This window comes from Pandoraea communis (assembly GCF_902459745.1).
Classification (GTDB): domain Bacteria; phylum Pseudomonadota; class Gammaproteobacteria; order Burkholderiales; family Burkholderiaceae; genus Pandoraea; species Pandoraea communis.
On sequence record NZ_CABPSJ010000001.1, the window covers coordinates 1,052,265 to 1,078,711 of the forward strand.

The window sequence follows — 26,447 nt, forward strand, 5'->3', positions numbered from 1 at the left end:
CCCCTGTGGCGCACGGAATCACTCTTATGGAAACGACCGACGCCGTTGGCCTGCTGGCGGGACTCCTCACCACCGTTTCGTTCATACCGCAGGTCGTCAAGATCTGGCGCTCGCGTTCCGCGCGCGATATCTCGTATGGCATGTACGCGTGCTTCATCGCGGGCGTGAGCCTGTGGCTGTACTACGGCATCGCTATCGGCGCCCGCCCGATCGCCCTCAACAACGCGGTGGTCCTACTGCTGGCCATCGTCATCGTCGTGCTGAAGCTGCGCTTCGAACGGGCACGGTGACAACGGGCACGCGCGAAACGCGGGGGCGTGGCATCCATACGTCGAGACAGGACGGAAAGTCCGGGAGACATGAGATGTTCAAAGTGGAGATCGACGACATTGGCCTGCGCTATCTATGCGACGCGCAGCAAAGCCTGCTGCGCGGCATGGAGCAGCTTGGCAAGCGCGGCATTCCGGTCGGCTGCCGCAGTGGAGGCTGCGGCGTGTGCAAGGTGAGGGTGATCGCGGGCACCTGCCGGCTCGGCAAGATGAGTCGGGCATGTGTCAGCGAGCAGGAGGCGCAAGAAGGTGTGGTGCTCGCTTGCCGCGCCTATCCCGAAAGCCATGTGCGCGTGGCACTGGCCGAGAAGATGCAACGCTGCCTGAACCGGGGTGCCGACGGCGGGCGCAACGACGATGGCGAAGAACAACAGTGAATTACTCAAGGAGACAAATGATGGCATTGACTGGCGTATTGCGCCCCGGACACGTGGCGCTTCGAGTACTCGACATGGATGCGGCGCTCAAGCACTACACCGAGGTGATCGGCTTGATCGAGACCGGCCGCGACGAGCAGGGCCGCGTATTCCTCAAGGGGTGGGACGAGCACGATCACCACAGCGTGATCCTGCGCGAGACGGATCGCGCCGGCATGGATTTCATGGGCTTTCGCGTCGACTCCGACGCCACGCTCGAGCGTCTGGCCGGCGAGCTGGCGCAGTGCGGTCTGGCAACGGACCTGACGTGGCTGCCCGAGGGCGATCTGCGCCACACGGGACGCCGCTTGCGCTTCACCGTACCGACCGGGCATTCGATCGAGATCTACGCGCACAAGGATCAGGTCGGCTGCGCCACCGGCGACGTCAATCCCGATCCGTGGCCGGACGGGCTTCGCGGCATGGCGCCGGGCCGCTTCGATCACTGCCTGCTCTACGGCGACGACCTCGACGGCACCGTCAAGCTGTTCCGCGAGGTGCTGGGCTTTACGCTGGCCGAGCAGATCATCGCCGGCCCCGAAAACATGCTGATCGGCGCCTTCTTAACCTGCTCGAACAAAGCGCACGACGTCGCCTTCATCCGTCACCCGGAGAAAAACAAGTTCCACCACGCGTCGTTCAGTCTGGACAACTGGGGCGAGGTGCTGCGTGCGGCCGATATCATCTCCAAGCGCGAGGTGTCGCTCGATATCGGCCCGACGCGCCACGGCATCACACGCGGCGAGACGATCTATTTCTTCGACCCGTCCGGCAACCGGAATGAAGTGTTCTCGGGCGGCTACACGCACTACCCGGATAAGCCCACCATCACCTGGACCGAAGCGGAAATCGGCAAGGCGATCTTCTATCACGACCGCAAGCTCAACGAGGCGTTCCTGTCAGTGCTGACCTGAGACCGTAGACGCAAGAAAAACGCCCCGATCAGCATGATTCCGATCGGGGCGTTTCTTTTTTGGGCGCCGGTTCGCGCCGGCACGCGGGGGATTACACGGCCGAGGGCAGTAGCTCGGCAATAGGCGAGAGGGTCTGCTCCGGCCCCATGGCGGCATAACCACCGTCGACGGCCAGGTTCGCCCCGGTAACAAACGACGCCTTGTCCGACACAAGGAACAGTACGGCGTTGGCGACTTCCTCCGGCTCTCCGATGCGGCCGAGCATATGGAACTTCGACGCGACAGCATTGGTTTTGGCTTTGTCGCCGCCCGAGATGGCGTCGAGTACGCCCGACCACGTCCAGCCCGGCGAGACGGCATTCACGCGGATGCCGTCCTTGGCCAGATCCAGCGCCTGGCTGCGCGTCAGTTGCAGGATGGCGGCCTTGCTGGCCGGATACAGCCATCGGCCGGCTTGCGCTGCGGATGCGCTGGTAGAACCGAAATTCACCACCGCGCCGCCACCCGCTTCGAGCAGGAACGGATACGCCTCTTGCAACAGCATGCATCCGCCCACCACATTGACGTCCAGCGCCGCATGCCACTGCGCGCGGGTGGAGGCTTGGCCGTTATCAACATAAGCGCAAGCGACGTTGACCAGAATGTCGATGCGTCCATAGTGCGCATGAGCCGTCTGCACGCAATGACGAATCGCTTCGTCGCTCGCAAGGTCAGTCTCGACGAACAACGCTTGCGGCCCGATTTCGTCGGCCAACGCGCTGGCTCGCGGCACATCGATATCGGCGATGACGACATTGGCCTGCGCCGCGCACAATGCCCGTACCACGGCAGCGCCGATCAGCGTGGCGCCGCCGGTCACGATGGCAGTCTTGCCTTCGATGCCCCAGATCGTTGCGGAATTCCGGCTCATGCTTCCTGCTCCTGAAGTACGGTGTCAAAGGGGCGCAGCACGCCCTTGCAGAACACCAGTGGTGCGGCGTCGTGCCAGCGGAAGCGTTGAACGCGTCCGACGAGAATGAGGTGATCGCCGCCCGGATGGATGGCTTCGACATCGCATTCGAGATGCGCGGCGGCACCGGTAATGAGGGGCACGTCGTGCGCGCCGGCGGTAATGTCCACCGTTGCGAACTTGTCCGCAGCGGGCTGTGCGAAGCGCGTGCAGATGGCGTCCTGATCTCCCGCGAGAATGTTGATCGCGAAGTGCCGGCAGTCGGCAAACGCCCGCGCGTTCGGCGAACTGCGAGCCAGGCTCCACAGGATCAATGGCGGATCCATCGACACCGACGAGAACGAGTTGGCCGTGATACCGATACGCCGGCCATCGTGGTCGACCATCGTCACGACGGTCACGCCCGTGGCGAAGCAACCGAGCGCGCGCCGAAAATCGACGCGGGCGGCGGGCAGTTCATGGGCGTGTCGCCAGTCCGACGACGTGCGGGAAGCGTCAGGCAGCATCGCTCCCCCCTCGCGCCTCGACGAAGCGCCGCGCGGCGGGCAGGTCGGCGATCCACGGCCAGAAATTGCGCGGCGTCTCGAAGCAGGCAACAAAGTCGTCGGCGATGTTGCGATGATTCGCGGCTGCACCCAACACGTGCATGATCGCTTCGCCGGGCGGCTCGAGCAGGGCATTCGTGAATGCGGTGGTATAGCTTGCGGAGGCGTCCCAGAAAGCGTCGAACGTCTCCTGCATCCATTGGGCGCTGTGCGGTGAGGTGCCGTGCGTCACGATCGCATCGATAAGATGCTCGGCCATGCGCGACGCGTTGTTCGCGCCTTGCCCGGCGATGGGGTCGTTCAGGCACACGGCGTCGCCGACGCCCATGACGACCCGGCCCGACGGGAGGCGTCCGACGGGGTGGCGCACCGTCGGTGTGAAGGCGCCCTTGAGCCAGGCGTTCGGATCGGTCAGTTGCGCGTCGTCGAGGAGGCTGGCGTCTTCGGGTGCGAAGTCGCGTATCACGTCTTTGGCGATCTTGAGCATTTCGTTGCCGTCGGTGGCCCCCTGGAAGCGGTCCATCGCGCTGCCGGGACGGGCCTCGAACAGGAAACTGCGGCACTCGCCGGCGGAATGGGTGAAGAAGGGCAGCGAGAAAAACTCGCCGACGCCGAAGATGAAATTGAAGCGCAACGGCCGGAAGTCGGCCTTCGACCAAGGACGGTCACCAACGATTTGCGGGCCCTTGAGCAGCAGGGCGGCGAGATTGCGCGGCGGCGTGTCGTGAACGCTGCGAGAGGCGTCACGGGCGAAAAGGGCGTTGATGGCGCCTTTGCCGGACGCGACGAGCGTGAGGTCGCATTCTGCGGCGATGCTGTCGAGTTCTTCCAGGGAAACCGATTGCAAGATGAGACGCCCGCCTCGCCGCTCGAACTCCTGCGTCCAGCGGGCGAATTTTGTGCGCTGATCGATGGCTTGGCCCGACTTGTCAAACAGGCGGCCTTTCAGGGTGAGCAGCGACTTGCCCGACGGCTCACGGAAATCGACGAGCATGCCTTCGCCCAGAGGGGCGACGTCTTCCCAGAAATTCAGGCCAAGGCGCCGCTCCATGTCGAGCGTCTGATTGAACAGGAACGCCGTGCTCGGAATCCTGCCGCCCAACAACTGGTCGGGCGTACGGTCAGTGTACAACGTGACATCGCATCCGCGATCGAGCAAGCCGAAGGCCAGGTGAAAGCCACCTTGGCCTCCGCCGATGATTGCAATCTTCTTCATGTCAGCCATCCTCTCGTTGAGATTTTCCAACGTAGGGTAGGAGGATGGGCGTTCGCAGTAAATGGGATCGGACACCTATGAGGGTAAAGGGAAATACCTAGGGCTTAACCAGTGAACAACACCCTTGATGTCGCCCCCCTGAACGGACGTTCACGATCCCGCCCATCGCTGGCTCCGCGAAACGATCTTGACGGTTTGCACGGCTCACTCGGCCTGAGCCTTGAGGCGACATTCGATACGCTTTTAGCCGAATTGGCGACTGCACCCTATCGCGCTCAGATCGCCCGGCATCACAGCGACGCAGGGTTGGCGGTCACCGTCTCCAGCTTGTCGATCACCTCGCCGGGCAATCTCAGTTCGGCCGCCGCCAGATTCTGCCGCAGGTGCTCGACCGAGGAGGTGCCGGGAATGAGCAGCATGTTGGGGGAGCGCTGCAACAACCAGGCCAGCGCCACCTGCATGGGCGTTGCCCCCAGTTCTGCTGCCACCGCCGACAGAGCATCCGCCTGCAACGGAGAGAAGCCTCCGAGTGGGAAGAAAGGCACGTAGGCGATGCCATCGATCGCCAGTTGCTGAACCAGCGCGTCGTCACCACGGTGCACCAGGTTGTAGTGGTTCTGCACGCAGGCAATATCGCAGATCCTTCGCGCATCCTCGACCTGCCGAGCCGTCACGTTGCTCAGCCCGATATGGCGAATCAAACCCTGTTGCTGCAGTTCGGCCAGGGTTGACAGCGGCGCTTCGAGCGAGCCTTCCGCGGGGCCATGAACGTCCAGCATGCTGCGCAGGTTCACCACCTCCAGTACGTCGAGGCCCAGATGGCGCAGGTTGTCGTGAACGGCCTGGCGCAGCTCCTCAGGCGACATTGCAGGTATCCACGAGGCATCCGAGCCGCGCCGGGCACCAACCTTAGTGACGATCAGCAGATCGTCGGGGTAGGGGTGCAACGCCTGGCGAATAATCTGGTTGGTGATGTGCGGGCCGTAGAAGTCACTGGTGTCGATGTGATTGACGCCGCTTTCCACCGCTGCGCGAAGCACGGCCACTGAAGCCTCCCTGTCTCTGGGCGGACCAAAGACGCCGGGCCCGGCCAGTTGCATGGCACCGTAGCCCATCCGTCCGACATCACGACTGCCGACGCGGAATTTGCCTGCCTGATGGATAGTTTTCATCGAGATCTCCTTTCAAGAAGTCCTCAATATATTCAACTTGACCTTGTGCGATAAGTATGTGTAATTGGTACAGTCTGTGCATATTGGCGAACAATGGAGTGAATCTCAATGGCAGAACAGCTCAGCGACCTGACGGCGTTCATGGCCGTCGCCCGGGCCGGTGGCTTTCGCGAAGCGGCCCGGGCCGGCGGTGTCAGTGCGTCGAGCCTGAGCGAGGCCCTGCGACGGCTGGAGACGCGGCTGGGTGTACGCCTGCTCCACCGCAGTACGCGCAGCGTGTCGCCGACCGAGGCCGGTGCGCGATTGCTGGAACGGCTCGGTCCGGCGCTCGGTGAGATCGAGGCCGCGCTCGACGTCGTTAACGGCTTTCGGGATCGTCCGGTCGGAACATTGCGGCTCAATGTACCGGCCAGTGCGGCGCGGCTGGTATTGCCTAGTCTGGTGCCGCCCTTCTTGGCCGCCTACCCGGACATCCTCTTGGACGTGGTGGTCGAGGAGGGGTTTGTCGACATCCTCTCGGCGGGATGTGACGCCGGCATCCGTTACGAGGAGCGCCTGGCCCAAGACATGATCGCCATCCCCATCGGTCCGCGCCGGCAGCGCATGGCGACGGCGGCCGCTCCCACCTATCTCGCCGCTCGCGGATGCCCGAACCATCCGCGCGACCTGCTGAACCACGCCTGCCTGCGTGGTCGTTTTGCCAGCGGCGCCATGCCAGCTTGGGAATTCCAACGCAAGGCCGAGGTGGTGACCGTGGAGCCCGGTGGGCCCTTGATTTATCGGATAAGCGGCGGGGTGGATCTGGCGATCGACGCAGCCGTCTCGGGCTGTGGCGTCATCCACCTGTTCGAAGACTGGTTGAGACCTCACCTCGATAGTGGCGCCCTGGTGCCGGTGCTGGAGACGTGGTGGCAGCCCTTCACCGGGCCCTTCCTGTATTACCCGGGCCGGCGCCATCTCCCGGCACCGCTTCGGGCCTTCGTGGATTTCGTTCAGGCGCAGCGGATCGGTGCGTGAGGTCCAATGCAGGAATCGTAAGCACTTACGGCCTGTGGTCAAGCGATTGCGTTCATCAGCGACACCAATCATCCGCAGCACGCTGGAGCACCTGGTGTCATTATTGAAAGCGTCCCATCGTGGACGCTGGATTAGGCCCCGACCACCATCGGTCTGAAGCCACGGTCCATGATGCGGTCCACGCCGGGCTTTTCGCCTACTGAATTCAGTGAAAGGTAGCGTAGGCAGCAGACGCGCAAGAACGATGCGAAATTGACCGGTGGCTCGCCCCGCAAGACCGTCAGCTCGTCATAGAGTTTGGCCGCAAACTGGCTGGTCGTCGAATGTTCGCGTACGGCGATTTCTTGCAGAACATCCCAGAAGAGATTTTCCAGGCGAACCGTCGTGACGACACCGTGAATGCGAAGAGAACGAGTGCGGGATTCATAGACGATTGGGTCGGCAGTGATGTAGACGTTACACATGAATCATCCCCCTTCATCGCAAAAAACAAAGATGCGACTGGATGTATCGCTAGCCATCCAGCCGCGCTTTAAGCGTCGCTATCCGTCTCCAATGCTACAAGGTTTCAGATGTGACGTTTGCCCATCTGATCCGCGATGTAATCGGCTTGCCGAATTGCCAGGGTAACGATCGTGAGCGTGGGATTCTCGCCGGCACCCGTGGTGAATTGACTGCCGTCGGAAATGAACAGGTTCGGAATGTCATGCGTCTGCCCAAATCCGTTGCAGACGCCATCCTGGGCACGCGCACTCATACGCGCCGTACCCAGATTGTGCGTCGACGGGAAGGGCGGAGAACGGAACGTCGACTTCGCACCAACCGCCTCGTACACTGCCTGGCCCTGCTTGTATGCATGATTGCGCATGGCGGTGTCGTTGTCGTGATCGTCAAAATGGACGTTCGCCACCGGCAGACCGTACTGATCCTTGACGTCTTTGTTCAGCGTCACGCGGTTTGTCGCGCGGGGCATATCCTCGCCGACGATCCACATCGATGCGGTGTGAGCGTATTCATCCATGGCTTGCGTGAACTTCGCGCCCCAGGTGCCGGGATCGTAGAACGCAGCGAAGAAGGGCAGCCCGACCGAAAGTGTCTCCAAATGATAGCCGCCTGCGAAACCTCGCTTCGGGTCGTGGTGTGCCTCATCTTCGATGATTCCGGCCATGGTAGTGCCTTTGAACATCTCCACGGGCTTGTCAAAGACCCCATACACGGTTCCAGTCGTGTGACGCATGTAATTGCGCCCCACCTGGTCGGAAGAATTGGCCAGGCCGTTAGAGAATTTGCCCGACGCCGAATTCAGGAGCAAGCGCGGCGTTTCGATGGAATTGCCCGCAACTGCGACGATGCGAGCCTTCTGGCGCTGAAGCTTGCCTTTGACGTCGTGGTACAGCACCGCGGTGACCTTGCCTTCGGCATTGTGCTCGATGCTCACCACGTGCGATTGCGGGCGAAGCTCCATATGGCCTGTGGCTTGCGCCTTGGGAATCTCCGTGTAAAGCGTGGACCATTTGGCGCCGAAGCGGCAGCCCTGGAAGCAAAAGCCGCGCTGATAACAGTGGCTACGGCCATCGCGATTGACGCTGTTGATGGCCATGTGACCGGTATTACACTCCTTGTATCCGACCTTCTTGGCGCCGGCCGACATCACCTTGAAGTTGTTGTTCCCAGGCAAACCGGGCAGACCATTCGTGCGAGTCACTCCCATCTTCTTCTCTGCCAGATCATAGTACGGCGCTAGATCCTGGAGAGTGACTGGCCAGTCAAGCAGGCTGGTGCCGTCGATCGCACCGTATGTCGTGCGTGCTTTGAATTCGTGCTCCTGGAAGCGCAAGCTGGCCCCCGCCCAGTGAGTCGTCGTGCCGCCGACGGTCTTGCAAATCCACGCGGGCAAGTTCGGAAAGTCCTTTGCCACGCGCCACGTACCCGACGTCGTCCGCTTGTCGAGCCAGGACAATAGCTGAAAGGAATCCCACTCCTCCGTCTTGAAGTCCGCTTGCGTATGCAGCGCACCCGCCTCGAGCACAACCACGTCGATCCCTTTTTGAGCGAGTTCGTTCGCCAGGGTGCCACCGCCCGCGCCGGAGCCGATAATCACAACGACGCTGTCGTCGTTCAGGGAAAAGACCTTGCCCTTATCTTTCGTAGCCAATTTGGTTCTCCTCATCACTGTGCAGGGATCGGACCACTGTCTTGTTCAGGGGGATTCGGCAGCCAAGCCAGGTCGTTGAATCCGTTGAACAGATAGCCGCCGTCACCTTCGCTGGCGCGATAACCAAAATGCTTGTAGGCGAGTGTATTGCTGTAGAGAGCCACGATGCCGGTACCACGAACGGTCTCAAAGAATGGAGACTTCGAGATTGCGTCTACGTCTTGAATCTGGGCTTGCGCCGGTTGCTTGGTCCAATCCGTGCCGGGAGCGCGCCGATCCAGTTCTCGAATACCGTCCACCAGTTGCTTGCGCACGGTGGCATCTTTCTGGGCCTTGCCGTCCAGCGCCTTGACGAGGAGCGCGTAGACAGCATCGTCGAGGTTGCTGTGGGGGAAGATCTGCTTGCTTAGGGCGAGAAGGACTGCCCCTTGATGTGTGCTCAGGCGCTGTAGTTCCGCAGCCCAGACTCGGCTGGGTGTCACCATCGCCAGCGTGGATGACAGCGCAAGCGTACCGATCAGGATGCCCGTTCCTCTTAGCATCTCACGGCGTGTTAGCTCGACCCGCATGCCGCTTTCGATGGCGCCGCTTTCCTGGCGTGCAATCGTGATTGTCTTGCCTACCATTTTTGTCTCCTTTGTGGGTTCCGGGCTCTTTGGCCCGATATATCCGCTACTGGTAGTGCCCGTGCTTCTCGAGCACCTCAATCTTGTAGCCATCCGGGTCTTCAATGAAGAAGTAGCGCGCCAGCAAGTCGCCGGATGCGTTGTTAAATTCCCGGATGTCCTTCGGTTGAAGTCCCAGGGCTATCAGACGTTCACGCTCGGCGTGAACGTCACCGACAACCACGGCAACGTGACCGTACCCATCTCCATGCGAGTACGGCGTTTCTCGCCCTTTGTTCCACGTAAGTTCAATCTCCACCTCGGTTTCGGCGTTGCGGAGATACACAAGAGAGAATTCGTCGAAGTCCAGACGGTGGCTGGGCGTGAGTCCCAACGCGGCCTCATAGAAGCGCAGCGACCGATCCAGGTCGACGACACGAATCATGGTGTGAATGAGTTTTGCCACAACGTTGTCTTTTTAGTGCGTGATTCGGGTGCCAAGGAGCGTCAGAAACTGAGCCAGCCAGTTGGCATGCGACGTCCATGCGGGTGCGGTCACGAAATTGCCGTCGGTGATGGCATCGGGCCAGTCGAGAGATTGATAGGAGCCGCCCGCCAGGGTGACCTCCGGAGCGCATGCCGGGTACGCGGAGATGCGCTTGCCTTCAATGACGCCAGCGGCGGCCAGCAATTGGGCGCCGTGACATACCGCAGCGATTGGTTTCTTTGCCTCCGCGAAATGACGCACAGCGCTGATGACTCGCTCGTTCAGACGCAGATACTCGGGCGCTCGGCCGCCGGGAATCAGAAGCGCGTCATAGGCGCTCGGCTCTATGGTGGCGAAATCGGCATTCAACGTGAAATTGTGGCCACGCTTTTCGGTGTAAGTCTGATCACCTTCGAAATCGTGAATGGCCGTACGGATCGCGTCACCTGCGCGTTTGTCGGGCGCTACCACATGGACTGTATGCCCCACTGCGGACAACGCCTGGAACGGCACCATCAACTCATAGTCTTCGACGAAATCGCCGGCGATGATCAGAATTCGCTTTCCCATTGTTGCGACCTCCTACATTAGGTGAAGAAGCGATACGGGGATGAATCTTGGGTACTACCTAGGATTTGAGATTGAAATGAAAACCCTCGAGTGCTTTAGTCGCGACGACAGGTAGCCACGGCCACCAATCAGCCACGAATGCAGTCAACTTTTGATCGAGTATAGGAAGCCCACGATCACGCGGGTAATAGATGGCTAAATGGGGAACAATCTGGGGTACCTAACCCTCGCAGAATTTCGTCGGGTTAGCGAACGTAGTTCAACCACTGGGGCCGTGAATCTCTAGAAACCAGTGGTACGAAAATATCCGTCAGGTCAATTCCAGGACAGGGGGGGCCCGGATGAATGTTGCTGCCAGAGAGAGCACCTACGGAAGCCATCAAGCGCGAACCCGATGGTGCACCGAGACGCTGGAGCGGTGGCGTAGCGCGCGCTAGGACTACCGCTATATACGACTTCATTATCAATCAGTCGACATTAATTTTATGTCGCCGACAATATGCATAAAACTCCTGCTCGTCACACAATCCAAGCAAATTAATTACAGTAGAAATTGAAGAAACCAAATCAGGAAACGTTTCCCATATGTGCCACGGCCCCTCCGGTGAAAAGTAATACCAATATCCAGATAACACATCACTGGGCGCCTGAAGTTCTCCTGATTTTATGTCATGAAAAATCGACTTCAACTGGCTTCTATATAAACCTAGAATTTTCTCATTTCTGCCAGCAATTTTAACGAGTAAGTCTTCAGTGCGACTAGCTTGATCTACAAGATACGTTGGCAATGTGATCATGACTACTTCCTAGCGAATGATCCCCCCGGGCGCGCGTAAAGTTGTATCGATGATTCGCGCGCCGCTTGTCGGGTCTACGCACCCACTTCAACTCGGGCATCCTGTGGATTCACATAGTGCGCCAACGAGGGGGCAATCATACGATATCGGTCCTCTTCACATGCCTTGGCAAAACGGCGATGCAAAAATACAAACAAATTGCAGAGGTCACGGCGAATAGACCAAGAAGGATGGACTCATCCTTTACGTGAAGAATCCGACGTGTAGCCACAACAACGATTGCGCCCCAAAAGGGGCTGGAGCATAAAAATGCGCCCCCAACTATTAGCACAAGGCGGACGGACCGAATGACGTGCGTAACATTCATTTTCTTGAATCAAGGATGTCATTGGTAACCGTGACGCTCTTCGAGCCAACCCCGTACGTCAGCACCCCTTGACCGAAATACGGAGGCAACTGCTGTTTGGTAAACGGATTTAGCATTTTCTTATCCCATTTCGACGCCGTGACGCCGAAGATTCGCACGTGGATTGGTCCATTGTGCGCCGTTACATTCTCATGTTTTCACGACGCTCATTGCAACGGAGCACATTGACTACGCAGCCAAGAGCCTCTGGGTAATTTCGAACAATATCGGTAAGTCTACGGTTTCAATCGGCTCTATTGAAAGACCCTGTGGCCATTCTTCGTGGACTATCCTGAATCGTTTTCCATTGAAGGTGAAATTCCACCATTTTGCATCAACGGATATCCCGTCATCATTCGCAATCCTCGTCACCTCAACGGCACCAATAAGGCTAAGGATCTTCTCAACAATACTTGGAGCACTTTCCCAATCAACAGGCCCCAGGATCGCGATATATCGGAATCCCGTCGGTGATGTTTCCAATGAATTTTCCATTATTCTCCGAATCCCAAATCTTGTCCGCCAGGGCGAGGTAGACGCCAGCGCCAGCTGATACCCCGTACCCCAGCACAAGGGGCCGCTCGGTCCAACAGTAAATGTCACCCCCCGGCAGTGATGTTCGGCCGCCTGCCAATAATCCGGCAGCGCAATCTCCAGTTACGCAGCCGTTAGGCGCGGGGGTGGTCTACTGCTTGAGGAATTTCGGCGATAGCTTTTGCATCGCTTATATGGCCGTTTCCGACTACACCGACATTCCAACTTAGATCGACTCAGATTCTTAATCAAGGTCAGTCGATGGGTGAGAAATTAGACAACCGGATTTCTCAATCGATTCCGCCACAACCCTCTGAAACTCACCACGCTCCAAAACTACCTGACCGACACTATTCGGATCGTTTTCAAAACCAAAAATTAGCTTTGCCTGGGTACCAAATTCCACAAGAAACACGTACCAACCATCGTCAGAAAGACTCTCAGCTGAAACTAAATACCTAAAATCGCTATTCTCAGCATCAGAGTCTAGAGGCGGAAAAGATCGCGAACAGAGATTTTTGTATGCAACCTGATCCGGGAGTTTGAAAAGCTCCTCATCTTCGACCGAATTCCCCATCGAATACATCGATTTCAATCTATAAAAATCGACTCCAAGTGTGGATTTCATAGAAAAAACAAACTCCCCCCCCAAGAAGTACCCAAAACACCCGTTTTTAAATCTCTCATTTGACCATGAATCAACTTGATCAAACCATATAGCAAATGAATCAGGGTTTCCGAATAGCATTTACCCCCCTTAAAACCAAGTGACCGCTTTATTTCAATTGGAATTTTTGAGACATTCAATGACGCCGAAGCGTCACCGGTGGATCCAGACCAATGATAAACACCGTTTCCGTTGGACGAAAATCTATTTATGTTCCCACTCTCGTCGATTGCATAGCGAACCCCATCTCCCCCTGACACAGATGAATTAAATAGGTCGGGAGAGTTCTTTGGTTCAACGCCCGCATTCGGCCTGTTACCCCCCATGCCCGGTGTATATTTTGGATTAGACTCGACTTGGAGTCCGTTCTCACCCTTAGCTACGTCAGGAATCGGGAGGCGATTTTTATCGCCTCCCGACGCCATCACATTGTCCGGCAACTTCGCTGGCGTCCCCACGCCTCCCGCAAGCTCGGCTCCCGTCGCACCTTGCATCAGCACCGCCCCAGGACTCACAGTCGGCGGCCTAGCACCGCCCATGCCAAGCAATGCGTTCAGCCCGTTAGCTACGCTCCGAGCAATTAAGTCTTCGGGTCGCTCCGATGCTTTCGCAAGCGCATCATCTCGCATCTGTCCCACGACTTGCCCGAAAGCTCGTCGGGGATCTTGCGCAAGCGCTACGGCGTCTTGCCCCACACGCCGAGCACCTCGGCTGGCCTGATCAAACTGGCTGCTGAGCGAGTCGCTAAAACGCTCCGATATCGAGTAATCGAACCTCCCACCCGCCACCTTCTGGCTATCCACCCACTTCAGTTCAGGTCCTAAATCTCTTGCATCCACTGGGCTAACGTAGTTCGCCAGCCATTCTGGGCTGTTAGGCGAATACTGTGCCCAGCACTCCACCCGATAGCACGCGGCAGCGGTGAGGCGCTTTTCTGCCGCTGCATCGCCATTCGCTTTATTGTGAATCAGAGCCTTTTCTTCCGGATGCAACTGCCGGTTAAACCGATCAACATTAAATCCCGTGAACGCCCCAGACGCCCCTCCAGCCGCCGCGCCAACCGCGACTGGTCGTTGAGTAGATTCGGCAGATCACTGCATGAACGCCAAGGCTCCCATATCCCTGAAGCAAATAGCGCGCACGCTCATCTCCGACTGAACGCCCTCCACAAGCAGCGAACCCGGCCAAGGCCGGGTTCGTCACGTCTACTTCGACTGATTCTCTTCGTCGCCCTTCGACTTGTAGCTGTCGCGTGCTTTCTTTTGGCTGTTGTCGAATGGCTTGATTCTTAGCAATGCTGCACGACTTGTCATCCCTCCCACCGCGGCTATACTCAAGCCGACCAGTAGCAAGGCCCCACTCCATATTGATGGCTCAATAAACTTGAACGTGCAGTACATAATGCCAAATCCCGCAGCGATCAAGCATAGCCTGAACCATCTTGTGAAGTTCCCTTCCTCGATAATCTTGAGCTTTTCCCTCATTTCTCCCTGGATCCATTCACGCTGTTAATTATCTTGTTCAAGTACTTATTGATGAAATCCTGCGCGGACTGTGACGTACTACCATTGTTTATAGCGTTCGCAGTCTCGTTGATCGCAGGCCCCAAGCCTGGAAACTTTTCCGTGGCTGCGCTAACCGCATACCCGACTCCGCTAGAAACCAAATATTGACCAATGTCCGGCTTTGCGATTTGGACCACAGCATCCGCCGCCATGCCTGTCGCGGTCGCAACGTAAGATGCTGTGACCAATCCCGGCGCAAAAGGCGAAGGTAGGGAAGCCCCGGCCGCAGTGATTGCCCCAAACCGCCCGGCCGCAGTCGAAACGCCACCCGCCACATCGGCCACCGTCCCCCGCACATCCGTCTTAGCCGGCGTCGGCGCGTACGTGAAGGTACTCGGCACTTGCCCCGGAGATGCTGAGTTGTAATTCGCCATGATAAACGCCTGCAACTCCTGATTCGGCTCCTGTAACGATTGGAAAATCAACGGGTTTCCGTTCTCATTCGTTAGACCCGTATTAATCCATCGAGCACCCGTGTCGGTCGGCGTGCGCCCATTTAGCTCCTCAGCAACACCCTCCGGAACCGCTCCGCCCCCTGTCTGCGAGACGCCCATAATTCGCATCTGATCTTCCACTTGTTCCTGTGTGTAGCGTCCGTTGCTCATCTTTGCGATGTTCTTCGCCAACGTATGCTCATCGGAATACAACTGCCTATTGAACCGATCAGTATTAAACCCGGTGAAAGCCCCAGAAGTCCCACCAGCCGCTGCACCAATGGCCGTTCCGAGCCCAGTCGTCACGATTTGCGCCAATGCCTGATCGATATCCGCATTGCCTGTCGGATGTGCGTTCTGAATATTGTTGCTCAGATCATTCAACACGCCGCCGAGCTTTGACGTTAGCCCCGCGCCCATCGCACCACCCAAGGCATTACCTCCGCCCAACCCCGCAACAATCGCGCCTCCGGCCGCGTGCATCGCCGCGCGGTAATCCCCGCCCTCCGACCAGTCCTTTGCCTCTTGCAAGTACTGCGCCTTCAACGTGGGGTCTTCAGTGTTTTTCGCCTTCTCCTTAGCTTCCTCTTCCTTCCTATTCGCATACGACCCGATATCCCGCGCCACCGCCTCCCCGGCCGCCGTCGCCGCTGCCATCAATCGCGACTGGTCGTTGAGCAAATTCTGCAGATCCGGCGTGCGACTGACTGTGTCATTCAGGTTTGTCGTGTCGCGGTTCAGGCTTGCGAGGTCTTGCGTCTGGCTTGCGCCGTTCGTCACCGTGATGGTGCCCCCGCTTACGCCACTACGCGTCGTGCCCCGCTCGCCGCCGCTCTCCGACTGCGGCAGCATTGGCGAGATGCCACCGGTGTTCTTGCCCGACGTCGGCCCCGTCGTGCGCTCGTTCGCTCCACCGTTGCCCATCGTGAACCCGCCGCCAACGCCAAAGCTGTGTGCACTGTAGTCCGAGTGGTTCTCGATATCGGAGAATGTCAGCGTACCCGTCGTCAGTTGATTCTTCGACGCGTCTGCCGTGCTGGCGATGTACGCACCCTTCAGATCGGTATTGCCCGTTACGTTGACGTCAAAGCCACCGCTCCCCGCCTGAATCCCCGACTGCTCGACGACACCCGCGTAGTTCCCGCTGGCGTTACCGCGCGAGTAACTGAAGCTCCCCGATGCGCCTCCCATGCTGAGGCTCAGCCCGCCACCCATGCTCTCCTGATGCGCTGAACTCTCGCTCGTGTCCTGCACGCTGGCAATGTTCAGATTACCTCCCACGCGTGCTATCACCTTATCGGCGTTCACATTCCCGCCAACGATGTTCGTGTCGCCACCGCTCACAATCACGGCGGTGTTACTCGCATTAATGTGGGAGTTGTTTTGGAATGTCGAATCCGAGTTCGCGTCGCCGCTGGACTTCGAGAGCGATGCCGATACGCCCCAGCCGCTCGTGCCGTACGACACGCCGAAGCTGCCGCTCTTCGATTCGTTCTCGCTGCGTGTCGACTCCGTGTCCTGGCTGCTGAGCACGTTGACTTGATTGTTCGCTTGCAGCAGAACGTCCTTTGCATCGATGTTCGAGCCGATGATGTTGACGTTGCCTTTCCCCGACGCCGCATCTCCAGTCGCTATGAACGCCGCAGTACCGCCCGCCTTGATGTTGCTCGACACGTTCTTCGTGCTGTCGACGGATGACGTCGAACGACTGCTCGACGAGCCAAAACTCACCTCGAACCGGACTTTATTCTCGGCACGTGCCTGCGCTCCTAATAGTCGTGCGGCGCAATCACTTACCACACGATTTCTCGACGTCGCACGGGCGAGCTCACATTTTTTCCTCGAACGCCCTTCAAGACCCGGATGTCGATCGCCTAGTCGGCGACCAAGCGCTCGAGCCGCTGGTTCTCTTCCTCCAACTGGCACAATCAGCGCGCCCCCGAGACATCCATGCCGCCGTAGCGGCTACACCAGTTATCAACCGCGGCCTCCGAAATGCCGTGTTTCCGGCAGCAGTCCAACCTGACCCTACACCCGTATTAGTACCGGCGGATTCGACCGGTCACTGCTCAAAACCTTTCTTCCGACTCAACCGCCATTTAAGCCGTCGGACGGACTAAGGATTCTCCGATGCGTTTCCGTCAACGCTATCCCTCAATGAATGCCCACACACTCTGCATCTGCTAGGTGCTAGGTCGATATAAGGAATCGGATATCCGCGTGGTAGCGAGTTGCAGAACGGGCAACGGTACAGACAACCAATTATTAGCAGCAGCAAGATCACAAAAACAGCAACGTAAAAAACTACCAAGTACTCATACGATTTAGGCAACAATTTGAATAGCGGAAAACCTAGAAATCCTATAAAAATAACGGCAATTATGGACAGTCTAATCACATTAAATCGCGAAATTTTCTTATCTTCCGATGCCATTTTCTATCATTTTCTCTTATAACTAAATTCAATAATATTCACTTTCGCTTCTACGCCTAACCCGACCGTTGGCGAGAGCGCTACTCCGCCCTTGGCCTGCCAGTACTGCCCAGTTATGGGCTTTCCTTGGACATTGGAGAAGAACCCGGCTCCTGCGCCAACCTGCCCAGCAACGGGACCAAATACCGCACTCCCGGATAACGATGAGCCTATCCGATAGTCACCGGCGTTCGCGCTGGTCCCATAGCTGATAAAATCAGCATTCGCCCCTTGGCCTGCCCCGCTCAACCAGCCATGTGCGCCGAGGCCGACGCCGAAACCGAGCTTCACCTCAGTCGGGGAAAGGCCTGTGAAGCCGATTTCGAACTCACCGCCGATCCCATAGTAAACGCCGACACTTGCAGCCCAAGATGGCGATTGAACGTTGGGCACATGGCTAGTATTCAGTGCGCGCTGTTCCGGCGTAAGTGTACCGTTGGCGTTGCCGTTGAGATTCGTATCTCTGCGCTCAAGGTCCGTCGCCGTAAATAGGCGCCCACTGTTTATCGAGATGAATTCTGCGGCAACGCGGTCAGCCCCGGGCGCCTTAGCGGCTGCAGCATCAACCATCCGGTACCCTCCTGCAAGCAAGAGATTCTCCGCGTCCACCGTGGAAATCGCATCGCCAGTTTTCTTCTTGTAGAAGTCCGCGAACGCCTTAGCGCTGTCTTTCGCCCACTTCCGCTCATCCGGAGACAGTTGCCGGTTATACCGATCAACATTAAACCCAGTGAAAGCCCCTGACGCTCCACCTGCAGCCGCGCCTACCGCCGTACCGACCCCCGTCGCCACAATCTGCGCCAATGCCTGATCGATATCTGCGTTGCCCGTCGGATGGGCATCCTGAATCTTGTTGCTCAGATCATTCAACACGCCGCCGAGCTTTGACGTTAGCCCCGCACCCATCGCACCACCCAAGGCATTACCTCCGCCCAACCCCGCAACAATCGCGCCTCCGGCCGCGTGCATCGCCGCGCGGTAATCCCCGCCCTCCGACCAGTCCTTTGCCTCTTGCAAGTACTGCGCCTTCAACGTGGGGTCTTCGGTGTTTTTCGCCTTCTCCTTAGCTTCCTCTTCCTTCCTATTCGCATACGACCCGATATCCCGAGCCACCGCCTCCCCAGCAGCGGTCGCCGCCGCCATCAACCTTGACTGGTCGTTGAGCAGATTCTGCAGATCCGGCGTGCGACTGACTGTGTCATTCAGGTTTGTCGTGTCGCGGTTCAGGCTTGCCAGATCTTGCGTCTGGCTCGCGCCGTTCGTCAGCGTGATGGTTCCCTCACTCACGCCACTACGCGTCGTGCCCCGCTCGCTGCCGCTCTCCGACTGCGGCAGCATTGGCGAGATGCCACCGGTGTTCTTGCCCGACGTCGGCCCCGTCGTGCGCTCGTTCGCTCCACCGTTGCCCATCGTGAACCCACCGCCAACGCCAAAGCTGTTCGCGCTGTAGTCCGAGTGGTTCTCGATATCGGAGAACGTCAGCGTACCCGTCGTCAGTTGATTCTTCGACGCGTCTGCCGTGCTGGCTATATACGCACCCTTCAGATCGGTATTGCCAGTTACGTTGACGTCAAAGCCGCCGCTCCCCGCCTGAATCCCCGACTGCTCGACGACACCCGCGTAGTTCCCGCTGGCGTTGCCGCGCGAGTAACTGAAGCTCCCTGATGCCCCGCCCATGCTGAGGCTCAGCCCGCCACCCATGCTCTCCTGATGCGCTGAACTCTCGCTCGTGTCCTGCACGCTGGCAATGTTCAGATTACCTCCCACGCGTGCTATCACCTTATCGGCGTTCACATTCCCGCCAACGATGTTCGTGTCGCCACCGCTCACAATTACGGCGGTGTTGCTCGCATTAATGTGGGAGTTGTTCTGGAATGTCGAATCCGAGTTCGCGTCGCCGCTGGACTTCGAGAGCGATGCCGATACTCCCCAGCCGCTCGTGCCGTACGACACGCCGAAGCTGCCGCTCTTCGATTCGTTCTCGCTGCGTGTCGACTCCGTGTCCTGGCTGCTGAGCACGTTGACCTGATTGTTCGCTTGCAGCAGAACGTCCTTTGCATCGATGTTCGAGCCGATGATGTTGACGTTGCCTTTCCCCGACGCCGCATCTCCAGTCGCTATGAACGCCGCAGCACCGCCCGCCTTGATGTTGCTCGACACGTTCTTCGTGCTGTCGACGGATGACGTCGAGCGGCTACTCGACGAGCCCCAGCTCAGCTCGATTTTCGCTTCAGGCGTTTTGCCGGCTGCGAGCGCACCGAGCGCACCATTGGCCTCTCCCAGTGCCCCCACAGCGCCGCTCGCGGCAGCATATCCGCGCAAAGCGGACACCCGTGCGTCGCCGCCGGAATTTGCCGCTGCACTTACCTGATTGGTGACGTTTTGAATCGCATCGATGACAGGCGATTTCACCGCCAGCGTGAAGCCCGAGCTCTTGAACTCATGCGTCTCGTCGTGATGCTCGCGCTCCACTGCCGATTCGATCGTGACGTTTTGGCCAATGCCGGTGATGTCCTTGCCCGCCATGATGTCGCTTCCGCGAACCAGCAGGTCGTTGCCCGCCACCATGCTGACGTTGCCATTCAAGCTGCCGACCAGGCTCCCTGTCTGCGTCACACTGCTGTCGTTGGTCCAATCGCGTTGCTCGTTCTTTCCGTACGAAATCCCCACGCCGCCCGAAGACCCAAGGCCCGAACTCTTCTTCTCATAGAAGGAACTGCTCTCGCTCACGTTCTCCGCCGTCTCGATACGAAGGTCGCGCCCTGCTTGCAAAGCGACGTCGTTGGTTCCGACCACCGTCGATCCGCTAACGATGAGATCCCTGCCAGCCGCGATACCCACCGAATCACCCGACACCGTCGAGCCCACCGCATTCGTCTGATGCGAGCGCGCCTCCGACGTCTCCTCCGTCTTGGAGAGAAACCCGGAACTACTGTCGTGTTGCCATTTGCTGCTGTTGTGTGTCTCCGACACCGAGCCGATCTTGACATCCCCCGTGGCAGCCAGCGCCACAGTGCCGGTCCCTTGTGACGACACCGACGAGCCAAGCACCGTCAGATTCCCTGACCCGGACGATGCTGCAACCGGACTGATCTGATAGGCGCCTAGTACGCCGTTGACGGCCCCCGTCTGGCCCGCACCGATCAATACGTTGTTGCCCGCACTCACGGAGGCACCATTCACCGCCTCATCGAACGACGACTTCGTGAACTGCAATGACCCGCCAAACGACCGCTCGTCGTGCGAATGCGAGTCCTTCACCGCCGTGATCGTCACATCATTGCCCGCGAGGACGGACGCGCTCCCTCCCGCAGCAATCGTCGCTCCGCTCAATGTCGTGTCGCGGCCGGAAACCGTCGCCAGGTTTCCACCGGCGGAGATCGCGCTGCCAACATGCTGGGTAACGACATCGCTCCCACCGTTCTGGCCATCGCTTGTGCCCACGGTTTGCGATTGTCCGACTTTCACCGTATTCAGATTGATGTCGCGCCCAGCGGCAACGATCACCGACCCGTCGCTGGCGATAGCCCCCGCGTTGAGCGTAACGTCGCGCCCAGCGACCACCGCTGCACTGTTCGTTCCCGAAATAATCCCGACCGCCCCCACGCCAGTGGCCGACGCCGACGATGAGAAGCCACCGTTGTTGGTGCCCGCCACCTGCGTCAACGTCGTCGACTCATTGATGACGTCTCGTCCGGCCTGCACCACAACGTCCTTCCCGCCAATGCGCCCGCCCATGTTGCGGATATCGCCAATCGCGGAAAGTGCCGTCGCGCCGCCACTTCCAATGACGCCGAGGTTCACGATGGCGTCGCCCAGAATCGTGGTCGCCGTATCGCTGACGATCTGGCCGCTGTTGGTCACACCGTCCGTCGCGGCGAGCTTCACGCTGCCGCCGGACACAATGGCCCCCGAGTTCGTCAGGTCGATGGTATTGGCCTGCGCGAGATAGACCTGCGGGACGAGCACGGACTGAACGGAGCCATCCGGCAATGTCACGTCTTGCGAGACCAGCCAGACCATGTCCGACGTCAGTTGCTTCATCTGGGCTTCAGACAACCCCACACCCACCGTCATCCCGAACTGCTTTGCGTAGGTCACGCCGTTGTTCAGCAGCGCTGTGTACTCGTCGAGATAGTTGGTGTAACTCCCAAGCAGCGTCTTGCCCGTAAGCGCCGTGATCTGGTCGCGAACCAGTTGCGTTTCGTAGAATGCGTCGCCGATACGCTTTTGCGTCGTCTGCGGATCGAGCCCCAACTGACCGAGCATGTAGTCGCTTGAGATGAATTTTCCGTAATTGGTAAAACGCGGATCGGTCGCGACCAGATATGTTTGTCCCGGCGCCGTTTTCAACTGAAACAGTCCATTGCGAGGCAACGTCAGGCCGGGAATCGCCTGCGCAGAGGAGCCGAGTGTCTGACGGTTCGCAACCGCCCCGGACATATTGCCGAGCTGCGTCCCCGACGCGTTACCGCCGGTCACACCCGCGCTGCCGACGGTATTGCCGGAAGGATCGACGCTCGACACCGTGATATTGCGCCCACTCGATTGAACCGATTGGTTGCCGGAAGCAATCGCCGGCAGCGACGCCAGCGTCACAGGCGGCAGCGGTGTGACCGGATAAGCCACGACCAGTTGTTCGCTGTCGCCGCCCGACTTCTGGTGCCAGTAGAAGGTCGATGTCTGCGTCTGTGTGACCGTCTCCTGCAAGAGGATGCCCACGTCGTTGATCGTGCCGCCCTGGGCCCGGCGAATGAGATCCCGGCCAGCCGTCATCGTCGACGACTGGTTGTTGACGGCGCCGCCGTCGGCATTGATCCGGATCGAACCTTGCGCCTGCAACTTGGCTTCTGGGGATGCACTCACAAGCTCGTCCCGCGTGCGGGTGGTAGTCACGTAGCGCGCGATCTCGTTGTAGTCGCGCTGATCGATGCCAAGATCGCCACGCGAGATCGCTTGATCGGGGCGGATCATCGTATTCGGATCCCAGTCCGGCCAGAACGTGATGCGATACGTCGAACCGTTGTCGACGATATTGTTGTAGTACTGCGTGGGATTCTTGCCCACCTCCCGCGTCTTCGTGGTCGACTGACACTGACCGTGGTCGTCGCACGGCCCCTGACCGTAGGTCGTGGGATCCTGGTATGACTCTTCGAGTGGCTTCGTCAGGCTGAACGTCTGAGCCGACATGTTCAGGTTCGTCACCTCAGACTTCGGCACATCGACCGTGATTGGCACCGCAAGGCGTTCCAGCAGCATCGACGAAATGGGCGCTGCACCCGCCCCCCAGTTCCACTCCTTGAAAGTCAGGCTGGTGTGTGCCTGTGTTTCCGTTCCGCCGACCAGCCCTGCTGTGTACAGGCCGTAGCCCTTCGCACTGGATTCCGGCGTGCCCGGCCGCGTCACAATGCTCGTGCGCGAGTTGTTCACCGCTCGTGCCGCGATGTCGAGATTACCGTCCGCGATGATGCTAGCCGAGCGGTTGTTCAGTACGGCAATCTGATTGGCGAGCAGACCTGCGCCATCACGGGTTCCGTCCCGCGCGATCTCGATATCGCCAATGCTGTACATCAACGCGCCATCGTAGTTCGACACGGCGTTCGTCGCGTACAGCGCAAGCCGCCGCGCACCGCCCATGACGGCCACCTCACCGTTGTTCTCGATATCGGTGGCGTTGACCTGTACGTCGTTGCCCAGCACGGCGTTCGTGTTGACGAAACTGCCGGCCTGAATCCGAACCGTGTCGCCGCCAACGCTACCGGCGTTGGAGAACAACCCGTCGGCGCTCAGGCGCGTTGTCGCGGCGTTGAAGCCTCCGCCCGCCGCATTGACGATCTCTGCGGCGTGAATATCCAGCGTTCCAGGGGCGTTGAATGCGCCGGTATTCGTCAAACGGCCCGTGGAAGTCAGCTTGAGCACGCCGTCGGCCCGCAGACGGTTGACGGACGAGTTGACGTAGTCGCCAATCGCCGCCAGCGTCAGATTGCGTCCCGCCGTCATCTGGCCTGCGCCATTCATGACACCGCCCACGCCGACATCCCGATTCGAACGGATCACGCCGCCCGCATTGTCCAATGACGCGACCTGAAGGGCGACATCGCCCGCACTCTCCAGGGTGCCGCCCGCATTGACGACGCTTGCGCTTGTCTTCGTCGCTGCCAGCGACGTGCCGCCAAACACACGTCCACCCGTGTTGTCGATTGTGCCGCTGACGCCGAGTGTGACCTCGCCGCCGCCGATGATTTTCCCGCCGGACACGTTGCTCAGCGACGCCGCCGCTACCGCGAGTTTTCCGTTGCCACCGAGCGTCCCGCCCGCGTTGCCGATGTCGTGCGCTGCGGTGAGTGCCGTATCACCATCGCCAGCGTTCGTGATCTGGCCCGACGCGTTGGCGATGCTGCCAGCCGTGACCGTCAGCGTATCGTGCGCGCCATTGGCACTGATGCGCCCGCCAATGTTCGTGAGCGCACCCTTGGCGTCTACACTCACATTGCCTGCCGCTTGCAGAGAGCCTGCGGCGTTGTCGACATCGCCCTCTGCCGAGACCATGAGGCCCTTGGTGCCATAGATCTTTCCGCCATCGCGATTGCGGAGGTATGACGCCGACGAGAGCGTCACTGTGCCGCCCGCGCTCAACTCGCCGGCCGTGTTGTCGATACGCGCTGCCGTCATGGTCAGCGCGCCGAGACTGCCAAGAATGCCCGATGCGTTCGTGAACCCGCCCCGTGCAAGGACGTTCAGCACGCCGCTGCCGAGATGGCTCACCTTGCCGCTATCGTTCACCAAATCGCCGACATCGAGCGTCAGACTGCTGGCGTTCGATGCCACGTTCCCGCCGGCATTGTCGAAGATGCCACCAACCTTGATGGTCTGCACCGCCTGGCCGTACTGCTTGATCTGCCCGGCACCGTTCGAAACGTTACCCGTGACCGTAAGCGACAACGTATCGGCATCGATCAAGCCGTTCCGATTGTCCAGACTGCCGGATTGGAGCCTGGACGTCGTCGCGGAAACTACGCCCTGCCAGTTAATCAGCGCTCCGCTCAGAGTCGCGTCGATATGCTCGCCGGAGACGGTCCCGCCAGTGTTATCCAACTGGCGGCCGGTAACGTTCAACGCCTTGCCCGCTACGATCTGCGCCGCGTTGACCAGCGAATCGGCGTGAACCTTGAGATCGCCGTTGCCGCCGATCACACCGCCAGTCTTGCCGTTTGCGGTCGTCCCGCCGGCGTTTCGAAGTTCGCCGTCGACGTCGATGGTCGCATCGTCACCTGAAAGCGAAACGACCCGCCCTGCCGAGTTGTCCAGCGAAGCGCCCTTGATCTTCAGCACCGCGCCGGATTGCAGCAACCCGCGCCGGTTGTCGATGTCCGTGCCGCTGACATCGAGACGGGTCGTAGCGACCGATTGCGCGTCGCGGTTGTCGATCCGTCCCAACGCCGCCAGCGTGATGGTGTCGGCACCCAGATTGCCGCTCGCATTCAGCAGATGCTGCGCGGAGCTGATCCTCAGCGCATTAGCCGCCGAGACGATGGCGCGTTGAACGTCGATATCCCCCGCTTGCGACGTGAGTGTGAGGCCGCCGCTGGCGTCGGTCCGGCTACCCGACAGATCCAGCGCGCTGCCTGTGATGCTCAGATCGCCTCGCGCGACATTGCGTCCCGTCGCCGTCACCTTGCCGGAAGCCGCGACGCTTAGATTGCCGGTGAGCGTCGCCTGGCCGTTGGCATCGATACCCGCACCTAACGTCCCATCCGACACCACGCTCACGGCCTGCACCCCAACGTTGCCCGCAGCACTCAACAAACCACGGTTTTCGAGCGCTCCGCCGGTGCGCACGTCAGCGCTTCCGCCCGCATACACGTTGCCCGGGTTGTCGATCCCGTCGCGCGCGTTGATCGCGAGATTCCCGCTGGCCTCGGTCTTCCCGGAATTGACGAGCTTGCCCTGTGTCGTCAGCGTCAAATCGCCGGCCTGCGCGGCAACCACCCCCTTGTTGGAAACGCCAACGCCGTTTTCCGTACCGACCAGGAAGATGCGCTGCGCGTACATGCCGCCGAGTTGGCCGACATCGATGGAAACATCCGGAGTTGCGCCGTCGCCCGCGATCTTCTGGACGGTCAGACTGTCGTGATCGACGCGATTCGCGCCCGTCACCACATTGAGCTGTTTCGCGTGCAATGCGGCGTTGACCTGCACCGCACGCGCGATGAGATCGACCTGATCGACATTGGCGGCGTTCAGCCCGTCGCCTTGAATCGTCAGACGGCCACCATTGACCTGATACCCCATCAGACTGCCGTCCGCCCCCATGATGGGAATGCCGGTCGTCAACACCGCGCGCGTCGTGTTGATGAATCCGCCGCCGTCAACCATGATGCCCGCGCTATTCGCAACCACGACCTGCGCCGCCTTACCTGCGACTTCGAGATACCCCCGCAGTTGGCTGGGCGAATTGCTATTGACCTGATTGAGAATGACTCGCGCCGCCTGATCGCGTGCGAGGTTCGGATTCCCGTTGACGTAACCGGCCTGTTGCGTATTCACGACGGTCGGTGAATTGTTCAGGATCACACCCTGACGCGGCACGTCGAATTGCGAATAGACGTTCTTGGACACACCTGCGGCCGTGGGCGCCGTGATATTGACCTGCTGCAATCCGTTGGCGGTTTGCACGACATTGGGGCCCTGACCTCCCGGCGCCGCCACCACCTGCGCGCGCACCGAAACAGGCGCAATGATCTGCGCGAGCACCAATGCACGAACGATGCCCCGCTGCAGCCCCACTTCCAAAGCACTTCCCCGAAGCGCGCCCCGAGCGCGCAGATTGACGTGTTTTTTCATCTGATCTTTGTATGACTATTTTTATGAGGGTCTTCGCCCAATCTTTTACTTCTATCGATACAAACTTCGCATACCGAATAGTACTAAGAATTTCAGTATTCGTTCGCATTGCGAATCTATCTTCCTAAGATTGTTCAATACCGGTAATATCCGGAAAAAAGTAAACAATCCGAATCAACATCGCCGGGGATCATGATGGATTTCGACGCCTGATTTAAGGTCGTCCAGCACAGGACGCGCACATCCCGCCATTGACATCGCGCATCGGCCCGAGCTTTCGCGCCGGGAGAGCGTTCGTCTTGTCTCCGCGAGCCCCTTTCAATCGTTGCCTAATGAATCCCGTATCGAGTTG

General features: G+C 59.3%; 18 protein-coding genes and 1 pseudogene. 4 read left to right on the forward strand and 15 right to left on the reverse strand.

What is annotated here, in order from left to right:
• Positions 1 to 26: 26 nt before the first annotated feature.
• The 3 genes from PCO31110_RS04835 (at position 27) to PCO31110_RS04845 (ending at position 1,659) form a co-directional block, all read left to right on the forward strand.
• A complete protein-coding gene (locus PCO31110_RS04835) occupies positions 27 to 290 on the forward strand; it encodes a SemiSWEET transporter (RefSeq protein WP_010806821.1) in 264 nt (87 codons plus the stop codon).
• A 74-nt stretch (positions 291 to 364) separates the two neighbouring features.
• Positions 365 to 706, forward strand: a complete 342-nt coding sequence (locus PCO31110_RS04840; RefSeq protein ID WP_150689751.1) for a 2Fe-2S iron-sulfur cluster-binding protein — start codon at positions 365 to 367, stop codon at positions 704 to 706.
• A gap of 20 nt (positions 707 to 726) precedes the next feature.
• On the forward strand, positions 727 to 1,659 hold the full coding sequence (locus tag PCO31110_RS04845; protein WP_010806823.1) for a catechol 2,3-dioxygenase: 933 nt from the start codon (positions 727 to 729) through the stop codon (positions 1,657 to 1,659).
• Between the two features lie 91 nt (positions 1,660 to 1,750).
• Here PCO31110_RS04845 and PCO31110_RS04850 read toward each other — a convergent pair whose 3' ends face one another.
• The 4 genes from PCO31110_RS04850 to PCO31110_RS04865 form a co-directional block, all read right to left on the reverse strand.
• A complete protein-coding gene (locus tag PCO31110_RS04850) occupies positions 1,751 to 2,569 on the reverse strand; it encodes an SDR family oxidoreductase (protein ID WP_010806824.1) in 819 nt (272 codons plus the stop codon).
• Positions 2,566 to 3,114, reverse strand: a complete 549-nt coding sequence (locus PCO31110_RS04855) for a flavin reductase family protein (protein WP_010806825.1) — start codon at positions 3,112 to 3,114, stop codon at positions 2,566 to 2,568. Before PCO31110_RS04855 ends, PCO31110_RS04850 begins: the two co-directional genes overlap by 4 nt.
• Complete coding sequence (locus PCO31110_RS04860) at positions 3,104 to 4,369, reverse strand: styrene monooxygenase/indole monooxygenase family protein (RefSeq protein ID WP_150689752.1); 1,266 nt, start codon at positions 4,367 to 4,369, stop codon at positions 3,104 to 3,106. The genes PCO31110_RS04855 and PCO31110_RS04860 overlap by 11 nt, the downstream gene beginning before the upstream one ends.
• A gap of 290 nt (positions 4,370 to 4,659) precedes the next feature.
• Positions 4,660 to 5,541 carry an aldo/keto reductase family oxidoreductase gene (locus PCO31110_RS04865; protein WP_010806827.1) on the reverse strand — a complete coding sequence of 294 codons (882 nt, stop codon included), beginning with the start codon at positions 5,539 to 5,541 and terminating at the stop codon, positions 4,660 to 4,662.
• 108 nt (positions 5,542 to 5,649) lie between these two features.
• Here PCO31110_RS04865 and PCO31110_RS04870 point away from each other — a divergent pair, with 108 nt between their 5' ends.
• Positions 5,650 to 6,558 (forward strand): LysR family transcriptional regulator, encoded by a 909-nt coding sequence (locus PCO31110_RS04870; RefSeq protein WP_010806828.1) that lies wholly within the window; start codon positions 5,650 to 5,652, stop codon positions 6,556 to 6,558.
• Positions 6,559 to 6,689: 131 nt separating this feature from the next.
• Here PCO31110_RS04870 and PCO31110_RS04875 read toward each other — a convergent pair whose 3' ends face one another.
• From PCO31110_RS04875 to PCO31110_RS04920, 11 genes and pseudogenes are all read right to left on the reverse strand, one after another.
• Complete coding sequence (locus PCO31110_RS04875; RefSeq protein WP_010806829.1) at positions 6,690 to 7,022, reverse strand: ribbon-helix-helix domain-containing protein; 333 nt, start codon at positions 7,020 to 7,022, stop codon at positions 6,690 to 6,692.
• Between the two features lie 104 nt (positions 7,023 to 7,126).
• Positions 7,127 to 8,713 (reverse strand): GMC family oxidoreductase, encoded by a 1,587-nt coding sequence (locus tag PCO31110_RS04880; RefSeq protein ID WP_246189724.1) that lies wholly within the window; start codon positions 8,711 to 8,713, stop codon positions 7,127 to 7,129.
• A gap of 14 nt (positions 8,714 to 8,727) precedes the next feature.
• Positions 8,728 to 9,339, reverse strand: coding sequence for a tat (twin-arginine translocation) pathway signal sequence (locus PCO31110_RS04885; RefSeq protein WP_150689754.1), 612 nt, complete (start codon positions 9,337 to 9,339; stop codon positions 8,728 to 8,730).
• A 46-nt stretch (positions 9,340 to 9,385) separates the two neighbouring features.
• Positions 9,386 to 9,784, reverse strand: a complete 399-nt coding sequence (locus PCO31110_RS04890; RefSeq protein ID WP_150689755.1) for a VOC family protein — start codon at positions 9,782 to 9,784, stop codon at positions 9,386 to 9,388.
• A 12-nt stretch (positions 9,785 to 9,796) separates the two neighbouring features.
• Positions 9,797 to 10,375 carry a DJ-1/PfpI family protein gene (locus tag PCO31110_RS04895; RefSeq protein ID WP_010806833.1) on the reverse strand — a complete coding sequence of 193 codons (579 nt, stop codon included), beginning with the start codon at positions 10,373 to 10,375 and terminating at the stop codon, positions 9,797 to 9,799.
• Between the two features lie 467 nt (positions 10,376 to 10,842).
• Positions 10,843 to 11,172, reverse strand: coding sequence for a hypothetical protein (locus PCO31110_RS04900; RefSeq protein ID WP_150689756.1), 330 nt, complete (start codon positions 11,170 to 11,172; stop codon positions 10,843 to 10,845).
• Positions 11,173 to 11,767: 595 nt separating this feature from the next.
• The gene (locus PCO31110_RS04905) at positions 11,768 to 12,073 is read right to left on the reverse strand and encodes a hypothetical protein (RefSeq protein WP_150689757.1); all 306 of its coding nucleotides are present in this window, start codon (positions 12,071 to 12,073) and stop codon (positions 11,768 to 11,770) included.
• Positions 12,074 to 12,356: 283 nt separating this feature from the next.
• Entirely contained in the window at positions 12,357 to 12,830 is a 474-nt protein-coding gene (locus PCO31110_RS04910) for an Imm42 family immunity protein (protein ID WP_246189755.1), read from the reverse strand.
• Positions 12,737 to 13,771, reverse strand: a complete 1,035-nt coding sequence (locus PCO31110_RS25955) for a hypothetical protein (protein ID WP_246189761.1) — start codon at positions 13,769 to 13,771, stop codon at positions 12,737 to 12,739. Before PCO31110_RS25955 ends, PCO31110_RS04910 begins: the two co-directional genes overlap by 94 nt.
• A 1,997-nt stretch (positions 13,772 to 15,768) precedes the next feature.
• A pseudogene (locus tag PCO31110_RS26330) lies at positions 15,769 to 16,512 on the reverse strand (hemagglutinin repeat-containing protein); the annotation flags it as partial.
• A gap of 706 nt (positions 16,513 to 17,218) precedes the next feature.
• Positions 17,219 to 26,095: a hemagglutinin repeat-containing protein gene (locus PCO31110_RS04920; RefSeq protein ID WP_150689760.1), complete on the reverse strand. Its 8,877-nt coding sequence runs from the start codon at positions 26,093 to 26,095 to the stop codon at positions 17,219 to 17,221.
• Between the last annotated feature and the right edge of the window lie 352 nt (positions 26,096 to 26,447).

What these genes read in the sequence shown, in the direction of transcription:
- PCO31110_RS04860 (WP_150689752.1), bottom strand. Translation starts at nt 4,369, where the DNA reads ATGAAGAAGATTGCAATCATCGGCGGAGGCCAAGGTGGCTTTCACCTG.
- PCO31110_RS04905 (WP_150689757.1), bottom strand. Translation starts at nt 12,073, where the DNA reads ATGGAAAATTCATTGGAAACATCACCGACGGGATTCCGATATATCGCG.
- PCO31110_RS04895 (WP_010806833.1), bottom strand. Translation starts at nt 10,375, where the DNA reads ATGGGAAAGCGAATTCTGATCATCGCCGGCGATTTCGTCGAAGACTAT.
- PCO31110_RS04835 (WP_010806821.1), top strand. Translation starts at nt 27, where the DNA reads ATGGAAACGACCGACGCCGTTGGCCTGCTGGCGGGACTCCTCACCACC.
- PCO31110_RS04900 (WP_150689756.1), bottom strand. Translation starts at nt 11,172, where the DNA reads ATGATCACATTGCCAACGTATCTTGTAGATCAAGCTAGTCGCACTGAA.
- PCO31110_RS04845 (WP_010806823.1), top strand. Translation starts at nt 727, where the DNA reads ATGGCATTGACTGGCGTATTGCGCCCCGGACACGTGGCGCTTCGAGTA.
- PCO31110_RS04850 (WP_010806824.1), bottom strand. Translation starts at nt 2,569, where the DNA reads ATGAGCCGGAATTCCGCAACGATCTGGGGCATCGAAGGCAAGACTGCC.
- PCO31110_RS04840 (WP_150689751.1), top strand. Translation starts at nt 365, where the DNA reads ATGTTCAAAGTGGAGATCGACGACATTGGCCTGCGCTATCTATGCGAC.
- PCO31110_RS04920 (WP_150689760.1), bottom strand. Translation starts at nt 26,095, where the DNA reads ATGAAAAAACACGTCAATCTGCGCGCTCGGGGCGCGCTTCGGGGAAGT.
- PCO31110_RS04865 (WP_010806827.1), bottom strand. Translation starts at nt 5,541, where the DNA reads ATGAAAACTATCCATCAGGCAGGCAAATTCCGCGTCGGCAGTCGTGAT.
- PCO31110_RS04855 (WP_010806825.1), bottom strand. Translation starts at nt 3,114, where the DNA reads ATGCTGCCTGACGCTTCCCGCACGTCGTCGGACTGGCGACACGCCCAT.
- PCO31110_RS04885 (WP_150689754.1), bottom strand. Translation starts at nt 9,339, where the DNA reads ATGGTAGGCAAGACAATCACGATTGCACGCCAGGAAAGCGGCGCCATC.
- PCO31110_RS04875 (WP_010806829.1), bottom strand. Translation starts at nt 7,022, where the DNA reads ATGTGTAACGTCTACATCACTGCCGACCCAATCGTCTATGAATCCCGC.
- PCO31110_RS04870 (WP_010806828.1), top strand. Translation starts at nt 5,650, where the DNA reads ATGGCAGAACAGCTCAGCGACCTGACGGCGTTCATGGCCGTCGCCCGG.